The organism is Dietzia aerolata, assembly GCF_014144865.1.
GTDB classification, from domain to species: Bacteria; Actinomycetota; Actinomycetes; order Mycobacteriales; family Mycobacteriaceae; genus Dietzia; species Dietzia aerolata.
Genome location: NZ_JAALDM010000336.1, coordinates 1 through 6,927 on the forward strand (window position 1 = coordinate 1; position 6,927 = coordinate 6,927).

Sequence of the window (6,927 nt, forward strand, 5' to 3'; positions counted from 1 at the left end):
CGACTACTCTGGAGCGCTGGTGTGCGCGGAATCACGACAATGTGCCCGTCCCTCACCGTGTAGACGACTCTTTTCGAGGTGAAAGCGAACCATGCCAGCGATCGTTCTGATCGGCGCCCAGTGGGGCGACGAGGGCAAGGGTAAGGCCACCGACATCCTGGGCGGCCACGTCGACTACGTGGTCAAGCCCAACGGCGGCAACAACGCCGGCCACACCGTCGTGGTGGGTGGTGAGAAGTACGAGCTCAAGCTCCTTCCCGCCGGCATCCTCTCGCCCACGGCCGTACCCGTGATCGGCAACGGCGTCGTGGTGAACCTCGAAGCGCTGTTCACCGAGATCGAGGGACTCCAGGCGCGCGGCGCCGACACCTCCCGCCTGCGGATCTCCGCCGACGCCCACCTCGTGGCGCCGTATCACCAGCAGCTCGACAAGGTGACCGAGCGGTTCCTCGGCAAGAAGGCGATCGGCACCACCGGCCGCGGCATCGGCCCCACCTACGCCGACAAGGTCTCGCGCGTGGGCATTCGCGTACAGGACGTCTTTGACGAGTCGATCCTGCGGCAGAAGATCGAGGGCGCGCTGCACCTGAAGAACCAAATCCTGGTGAAGATCTACAACCGTCGCGCGGTCGAGGTCGACGAGATGGTCGAGTACTTCCTCTCCTACGCCGACCGGCTGCGGCCCATGGTCGCCGACACCACCCTCATGCTGAACCAGGCGCTCGAGCGCGGCGAGTCCGTGCTCATGGAGGGCGGCCAGGCCACCATGCTGGACGTGGACCACGGAACCTACCCGTTCGTCACCTCGTCCAACCCGACCGCCGGCGGCGCGTGCGTGGGCTCGGGCATCGGGCCCACCAAGATCACCCACTCTCTGGGCATCGTCAAGGCGTACACCACCCGCGTCGGCGCCGGGCCGTTCCCCACCGAGCTGTTCGACAAGTGGGGCGAGTACCTGCAGGTCACCGGCGGTGAGGTGGGTGTCAACACCGGCCGCACCCGCCGCTGTGGCTGGTACGACGCCGTGATCGCCCGCTACGCCGCGCGCGTCAACGGGTTCACCGACTACTTCCTCACCAAGCTCGACGTGCTCACCGGCATCGGCGAGATCCCGATCTGCGTGGCCTACGACGTGGACGGCGTCCGGCACGACGAGATGCCGATGACGCAGACGGACTTCCACCACGCCACGCCGATCTACGAGACCATGCCCGGCTGGGACGAGGACATCACCGGGGCGCGCGAGTTCAGCGACCTGCCGCCCGAGGCGCGTGATTACGTACTGCGGCTCGAGGAACTCGCCGGCTGCCACATGTCGTACATCGGCGTGGGCCCCGGCCGCGACCAGAACGTGGTGCGGCGCGACATCCTGGGGTGACGGGCCAGTCGCGGCTGGTGCACGTGGTGCTTGTGGTGTCAAGGTGATTCGGAATCGTGTGAACGTATGACAAAAGTCGTACGAACGGGCGACAGCGCTCGGCGTATTCCTGGGGTGAAGTCGGAGGAAGGTGACCGTCTGATCACGTTTTCCCACACCTAGGAGTACTCATGCGGGCACTTTCCCGTCTCGGTTCTCCTGTCGCTGCCACCGCTCTCGCCTCCGCGACCGTTCTCGCCGGTGCTGGCATGGCCGCCGCGGAAGATGCCGCGAACGAGCCGGTCTTCGACAGCAAGAGCAGCGTGTCCGTCAGCGGCAAGGGCAAGAACGCCAAGGTCACGTACACCAACAATTCGGGCAAGGACCTCGAGTGCTTCGGCAATGTGGGGCCGGGTGGGCTGCTGTTTGATCTCTTGGAAGAGGGAAAGAAGACTGGCAAGTACCTTGACCCCGATGGCATGTCTGAGGAGCTCAAGGAACGAATTAAGAAGGCTCGGGAAAGTGGACAGATTGCCAACTTTGAGGGGGACGTTGAATCAGGCAAGACCACGGAATTCGCTTTTTGGGATCCGGGCCTGACCGATGATTCCTTCGCTCCGGCGGCAGTAGCGCTCTGTCAGAGCACTGACGGCTACGTCGAGATCGAGGTCTCGCCCGGCTTCGGTGTGCCTGCGGGGCTCGGGTCGCTCGATGCGGCGCTGACCGGCGTTGGCAGCTCCGGCTCGGTCGCGCGGACCACGGGCTCGCTCGGCAGCTGACCGCAGTTTTGATGCAGCGCCCTCGTCCCACGTCTAAGGGGCGAGGGCGCTGAGTCATTCGCCCACAGGAGGTGAGGGATGAAGGAATGTCGGCGGGTGATGCCGGATGAGGCCGCTCAGCTAGGTCGTGGCGCTGGACGGTTCCACCTTCACCAGCCCCAGCGTGATCAGCATCGAGCGGGACGACTCCGGCGCGGACGTTCTGACCTACCGCAACGAGTCGGGGCGAGAACTTGGCTGCATGGTCAACGTGGGCAGCAAGGCGATCATCGACCAGGCGGAGGACACGGCCAGGCGCATCACCAACCCGTGCGACTGGTTCACCTCATTGAACAACGAGAACCCGGAGTCGCCCACCGCGTACGGCGCAGCGATCCGGCCCGGCAGCTGATTCGGTGGAGGCCTCGATCAGGCGGGCAGGCCCGGGATCGGCGGCAGCTCGATGGCACCGCCCGCGATCCCGGCGCTGATGGCCAGGCCGATCGACACGCCGATGCCGGCGAGGAGGACCAGGCCGGCCTGCACGCCCTCGTTCTCCAGCGAACCGCTGAACGGGGAGTCGCCGGACTCGGTGGCGTACTGGACGGTGCCCGTGGTGGCGGGGGCGACGGGCTCGGCGTGGGCGGGCGCCACGGCGACGGTCGTGGCGGCGGTGAGGGCCAGGGCGGCGGCCAGGGATCCGGTGCGGGTCATGGTCATGTACCTCTCATCGCTGTTGCTGGACTGCGCATTACGGAACGTGCCGCGCATCACGGCTCATCGCACGTGACTGTAGGCGACGCGCACGGCGGTGATCGCCTCGTCCACCGTGAACCCGGAGCCGGCCGCCCGCTCGGCGAACTCCTCCGCCGCGCGCGTGAGGACGGCGGTGGTCAGGTCCGGATCCGTCACGTAGGTGCCGGAACGCCCGCGGCCCTCCAGTAGGCCGGCGTCCTCGAGTTCGCTGTAGACCTTGGCCGCGGTCCGGGCGGCGACGCCGACATCGGCGGCCATCGCCCGGATCGCCGGCATACGCGTGCCGGGGGTCAGGTTCCCCCGGCGGATCCCCTCGACGATCTGTGCCTTGAGCTGGCGGAACGGGGGCTCGGCCGCGTCCGGGTCCAGGGTCAGGACGATGCCGCCGACCCGCGCCCCTCCGGCTGCGCCGGCCCCCGCTCCACTCATGCTCAGCCCCAGACCTGGTTGATGTCGGTGACCTCGCGCGGCGGCGCGGCCGGCACGGGATTGGCCGGGGTGCGCGAGAATCGCGGGGCGGGCGACGGCCCGATGTCGCCGGCGACCTCCACGAACGTCTCCCGAGCCGTAATGTGCGGATGGCTCAGCGCCTCCGTGTACGACAGGACCGGGGTGGTGCAGGCGTCGGTTCCGTAGAACTGCTCAGCCCATTCATCGCGGGTCTTGGTGGCGAATCTGGCGGCGATGATCTCGCGCAGTTCGTCCCAGCGGTCGGTGTCGAACTGGCCGGGAACCTCGTCGCCGTCGATACCGAGGATCCGGGTGAACTCGGCGTAGAACTGTGGCTCGAGGCAGCCGACAGCCATGAACTTGCCGTCCGAGCAGGTGTAGACGTCGTAGAACGGGAAGCCGGTGTCGAGCATGTTGGTGCCGGCCACGTCCGACCACTGACCGCGGGCGCGCATGGCCCACTGGAACTGGCCGAGCACGGAGGCGCCGTCGGTCATGGCGGCATCGATGACCTGGCCCTTGCCAGAGGTGGCGCGCTCGATGATCGCGGCGAGGATGCCCTGGATGAGGAACATCGAGCCTCCGCCGAAGTCGCCGACGAGATTCAGCGGCGGAACCGGACGCTCGCCCTTACGGGCGGTCGCGTTGAGGTGGCCGGTCAGCGAGATGTAGTTGAGGTCGTGGCCAGCGGTTTGGGAAAGGGGACCGTGCTGGCCCCAGCCGGTCATTCGGGCGTAAACGAGGCGCGGGTTGAGTTCGAGGCACTCGTCCGGGCCCAGGCCCATGCGCTCGGTCACTCCCGGGCGGAATCCCTCGACGAGGACGTCCGCTTTGGAGATGAGGTCGCGCACCTGGGCGAGGCCCTCGTCGCTCTTGAGGTTGGCTTCCACCACCGTCCGGCCGCGTCGGGTGATGTGCGCCCAGCCGTCGACCTGGGTGGCCAGTTCGCCGGGGCGCATAACGGTCACAACGTCGGCGCCGAGGTCGGCCATCATCATGCAGGCGTGCGGGCCGGGGCCGATGCCGTTGAGTTCAACGACGCGGATGCCGGCGAGGGGGCCGGTGGAAGAGGTGGTCACAGGTGTGCCCTTTCATGTGGTCTTTCACACACGTTATCGCCTAGTGGGCTCCCGTGGCCGTGCCAGGTACCCGTTGGGCAGTGCCGGAATAGCTGCAATAGGTGTGGCCAGAGTTGTTGGTGATATTAGCGCCGTTAATAAGTGCTTACAGGGGCTAATAATCCGCCTTTGCTGACTGCATCGAAAATGTGATGCATGTAACACTCCGAACGGGTGGTGCACAGATTGCCCACGACGTCACCGCTGCCGGAGGGCGGTGACACCCCTTCGCAGTAAGGAGTTTTCATGTTTTCTCGCAAACGCGTCATGGCTGGAGCCTCGGCCGTGGCGCTTGCCGCCGGAACGACTCTCGCCGGGGCCGGCCTCGCCTCGGCGCAGGATGAAGGTGAGGAGTCCACCGGTTCGCTGTCCAGTAGCTCGCTAGACCTCGGCGACACAGTCGCCGATCTCGAGACCGCCGCCGAGGCACTCAATGGTCCGGTGACAATCACTCCGAACGCCGAGGGCGGCCCGACGGTCACCTACAACAACGAGTCGGACGTTGACCATCGCTGTGTCGGCTTCACCGCTCCCTACTCGACGATTGTCGACAAGGATCTCGACACGGATTACGACGAGGAAGATCTGGCTGCGGCAATTACCTTGATCCAGGGTCTGGAGAACGGCGGCGATGTCTCGCTCCTCGCAGCCGACGAGGACGGTGACCCGATCGCGTACGAGGATCCGAACGCGGATCCGGCCAACCCGGATAACGATGTCGTCGGCCTGGTTCTGCCGTTCGTCTTCGCGCAGCCAGGAAACAGTGTCGTCGTGCCCGCCGGCGAGGCCGTGTCGTGGACGGCCCCCACCCCGGATTCTCCGGCGATCGGTGCCGCGCTCTGCGTGCCCGTGGATCCTGAAACCGGTGCGCTGGGCGCGATGGAGACCAACATCGGCATCGACAAGCAGGTCGTCGCCGACCAGATCAACGGCAAGATTCCCGGTGGTTCGGTCGAGCCCGTGGGTGCGGGCAGCATCTCCGGCGGCAGCGTCGAGACGGGCGTCACCATGCTCGGCAGCCTTGCCGGCGATGAGGAGCCCCCGGCTGACGAAGAGCCGCCGGCCGGGGAGGAGTAGTGACCCCTGGGTGTCCGGGCGAAAGCCCGAACGGCACCCTTAGCGGTCACACGGTGACAGATGGCGGTTGACGCGCCGACGCTGAATCGCACCTGATCTCACCGAATCCGCACGCACCACAGCTGACCCCGGCAGGCCCCCACCCCGGATGCGGGTGGACCGGCCGGGGTCGGCTGCGCTGAGGCGACCGCAGTCATCTACTAACGTGTGGGCCATGACCAGCGCGCATGACCCCGTGGCACCGCATGACCCCCTGGCGCCGCCCACCACGGACCGCTTCGGCACGCCCGGCACCCCGCAGGCCACGCGCGTGATGCTTCTCGGCTCCGGTGAGCTCGGCAAGGAGGTCACCATCGCGCTACAGCGCCTGGGCGTCGAGGTGATCGCCGTGGACCGCTACGACGCCGCCCCCGCGCACCAGGTCGCCCACCGCTCGCACACCATCGACATGACAAACGGCGACGAGGTCCGCCGCGTCGTGGAGTTGGAGAAGCCGCAGGTGATCCTGCCGGAGATCGAGGCCATCGCCACCGCCGCGCTGGCCGAGATCGAGGCCGAGGGTCTGGCCCGGGTGGTGCCCACCGCGCGGGCGGTCCAGCTGACCATGGACCGCGAGGGCATCCGCCGCCTCGCCGCCGAAGAGCTCGGCCTTCCGACCAGCCGCTACGCGTTCGCCTCGTCCCTGGAGGAGCTGCGCGAGGCGTGCGAGGCGATCGGGTACCCGTGTCTGGTGAAGCCGACGATGTCGTCGTCGGGCAAGGGGCAGTCCTCCCTCCACGGTCCCGGTGACGTGGAGACGGCGTGGAACTACGCGCAGTCCGGCGCCCGCGTGGCGGGCGCGCGCGTGATCGTGGAATCGTTCGTGGATTTCGAGTACGAGATCACCCTGCTCACCGTCCGCAGCGTCGATCCCGACACGGGGAAGATCCGCACCGATTTCTGCGAGCCGATCGGGCACACGCAGGAGCGCGGCGACTACGTCGAGTCGTGGCAGCCGCAGCCTATGACGCAGGATGCCTACGACTCGGCGCGGTCGGTCGCGGCACGCATCACCGGCGCGCTCGGAGGCGTGGGCGTGTTCGGCGTCGAGCTGTTCGTCAAGGGCGTCGATGTCTACTTCTCCGAGGTCAGCCCCCGGCCGCACGACACCGGCCTGGTCACGCTGCGCAGTCAGGTGCTCAGTGAGTTCGAGATGCACGCGCGCGCCGTGCTGGGCCTGCCGGTCGTCACCACCATGGCCAGCCCCGGTGCGTCCGCAGTCGTGTACGGCGGTACGGATGTAGAGGACGGGGCCGAGGGGGTGGGTTTCACGGGCGTCGCCGCGGCGCTCGCCGTGCCCGAGGCCGACGTGCGACTGTTCGGCAAGCCCTCGGCCACCGAGTTCCGCCGGATGGGCGTCGCCGTGGCCACC

Annotated in this window: 8 protein-coding genes; 5 read left to right on the forward strand and 3 right to left on the reverse strand. The window is 67.5% G+C overall.

The annotated features are described in order from the left end of the window. Positions 1 to 91 precede the first annotated feature (91 nt). From G6016_RS16705 to G6016_RS16715, 3 genes are all read left to right on the forward strand, one after another. Entirely contained in the window at positions 92 to 1,378 is a 1,287-nt protein-coding gene (locus G6016_RS16705; RefSeq protein ID WP_182633716.1) for an adenylosuccinate synthase, read from the forward strand. Positions 1,379 to 1,548: 170 nt separating this feature from the next. Further along, positions 1,549 to 2,136, forward strand: a complete 588-nt coding sequence (locus tag G6016_RS16710) for a hypothetical protein (protein WP_182633717.1) — start codon at positions 1,549 to 1,551, stop codon at positions 2,134 to 2,136. Positions 2,137 to 2,263: 127 nt separating this feature from the next. Continuing rightward, positions 2,264 to 2,527, forward strand: a complete 264-nt coding sequence (locus tag G6016_RS16715) for a hypothetical protein (protein ID WP_182633718.1) — start codon at positions 2,264 to 2,266, stop codon at positions 2,525 to 2,527. A gap of 17 nt (positions 2,528 to 2,544) precedes the next feature. Here the strand turns inward: G6016_RS16715 and G6016_RS16720 are convergent, their stop codons facing one another. Genes G6016_RS16720 through G6016_RS16730 form a run of 3 tightly spaced genes read right to left on the reverse strand, consistent with a single transcriptional unit; the run spans position 2,545 to position 4,400 of the window. Further along, on the reverse strand, positions 2,545 to 2,886 hold the full coding sequence (locus G6016_RS16720) for a hypothetical protein (protein WP_241730412.1): 342 nt from the start codon (positions 2,884 to 2,886) through the stop codon (positions 2,545 to 2,547). 6 nt (positions 2,887 to 2,892) lie between these two features. After that, entirely contained in the window at positions 2,893 to 3,300 is a 408-nt protein-coding gene (locus G6016_RS16725; protein WP_182633719.1) for a GntR family transcriptional regulator, read from the reverse strand. Between the two features lie 2 nt (positions 3,301 to 3,302). Then, positions 3,303 to 4,400, reverse strand: coding sequence for a CoA transferase (locus G6016_RS16730; protein ID WP_182633720.1), 1,098 nt, complete (start codon positions 4,398 to 4,400; stop codon positions 3,303 to 3,305). A 285-nt stretch (positions 4,401 to 4,685) separates the two neighbouring features. On the opposite strand from G6016_RS16730, the gene G6016_RS16735 reads away from it, so the two are divergent. Together G6016_RS16735 and purT are read left to right on the forward strand one after the other, a co-directional pair. Further along, complete coding sequence (locus G6016_RS16735; RefSeq protein ID WP_182633721.1) at positions 4,686 to 5,516, forward strand: hypothetical protein; 831 nt, start codon at positions 4,686 to 4,688, stop codon at positions 5,514 to 5,516. Positions 5,517 to 5,730: 214 nt separating this feature from the next. After that, positions 5,731 to 6,927, forward strand: a 1,197-nt coding sequence (gene purT, locus G6016_RS16740) for a formate-dependent phosphoribosylglycinamide formyltransferase (RefSeq protein ID WP_182633722.1), incomplete at its 3' end; no start/stop codon positions are given.